Source organism: Streptomyces sp. NPDC088124 (assembly GCF_040685895.1).
Lineage (GTDB): Bacteria > Actinomycetota > Actinomycetes > Streptomycetales > Streptomycetaceae > Streptomyces.
This window is the reverse complement of the sequence record NZ_JBFBJB010000141.1, coordinates 1-1,577: the sequence shown is the minus strand read 5'-3', so window position 1 is coordinate 1,577 and position 1,577 is coordinate 1. Positions and strand designations below refer to the sequence as shown.

At 68.6% G+C, this 1,577-nt stretch carries 1 protein-coding gene; it reads left to right on the top strand.

The annotated features are described in order from the left end of the window. A partial coding sequence (locus tag AB0P17_RS43250; protein WP_365820616.1) for a condensation domain-containing protein occupies window positions 1-1,577 on the top strand: 1,577 nt, incomplete at both ends.

Below are 1,577 nucleotides of genomic sequence, written 5' to 3'. Positions count from 1 at the left end.
GGGTATGTCGCCCCGCGCACCGAGGCGGAGCGGGCTCTTGCAGCCGTTTGGGCCGAGGTTCTGGGTGTCGAGCGGGTGGGGGTGGAGGACGACTTCTTCGAGCTGGGCGGGGACTCCATCTCCAGCCTGAAGGTGGTGTCCCGTATCCGGGCCGTGCTGGGGGCCGGACTGACGCCGCGCGCACTCTTCGACCACCCCACCGTCGCCCGGCTCGCCTCACTGACGGAGGCAGAGCCGAGCGGACCGGCGGCGACGGGTCCGGCCGACCCGGGCGCGGTCGTACCGGTGGCCCGGGGCGGGCAGCTTCCGATGTCGCTCACTCAGGAGCGGCTCTGGTTCCTGGAGAACTTCACTCCGGGCGCGATCGAATACAACATCGTCGGTGCGCTCCGGCTGGCCGGCGTGCTCGACGAGGCTGCGCTCCGAAGCGCGGTCGTCGGCCTGGTCGCCCGGCACGAGTCGCTCCGTACGACATTCGACTCGGTGGACGGTCGCGGGGTCCAGGTCGTGCACGACGCCTTCGACGTGCCCGTACGCACGGTCGCCGTGAGTGACCCGTCCGGGCTCGATGCGGAGCTGCGGACCGAGGCCGTCACACCGTTCGACCTCCGCACCGGACCCCTGGTGCGCGTACTGCTCGTACGCCTTGCCCAGGACGAGCACGTCCTTGCCATCTCGATGCATCACATCGTCACCGACGGCTGGTCCATGGGCGTGATCACCCGTGAGCTGAGCGATCTGTACGCGGCGGCCGTACGCGGCGAGGACGCGGCGCTCGCCGACCTTCCGGTGCAGTACCCGGACTACGCGGTGTGGCAGCGCGAGCGCCTGACCGGAGATGCTCTCGATACACAGATCGGTTACTGGCGTGCCCAGTTGGAGGGACTGGAGCCGCTGGAGCTGCCTACCGACCGTCCGCGACCGCTGGTCAGGACGGCGTCAGGGGACACGTATGTCTTCTCGGTTGGGGCGGAGCTGACGGAACGGCTCACAGCGCTCGGACGCACCCGGGGCGCGAGCCTCTTCATGGGGCTGCTGGCAGTGACGCAGCTTCTCCTCTCCCGCTACAGCGGCCAGCGCGACATCGCGGTGGGAACGGCAGTCTCCGGTCGCGAGCGAGCCGAACTGGAGGGGCTGGTCGGCTTCTTCGTCAATACGCTTGTACTGCGGGCGCGGATCGACGAGGCACGCTCGTTCGGTGAGCTGCTCACGGACATACGGGACACCACGCTCGATGCCTTCTCCCATCAGGATGTGCCGTTCAGCCGGCTGATCGAGGAGCTGGCCCCGGAGCGGGACACCAGCCGGACCCCGCTTGTCCAGGTGATGATGACGCTCCAGAACACGCCGGCCGGAGCCTTCGAGCTGCCCGGGCTGAACGTCTCGGAGCACGAAGTTCCCCGTACCGCAGCCCAGTTCGAGTTCGGCCTGCACTTCCAGGAGGGTGACGGCGGGCTCGTCGGTGTCGCGGAGTTCAACACTGATCTGTTCGATGTGGTGACGGTGGAGCGGTTGTGTCGGCATTGGGTGGCGTTGGCGGAGCGGGTGGTGGTGGAGTCTTCGGTGCCGTTGGCGCG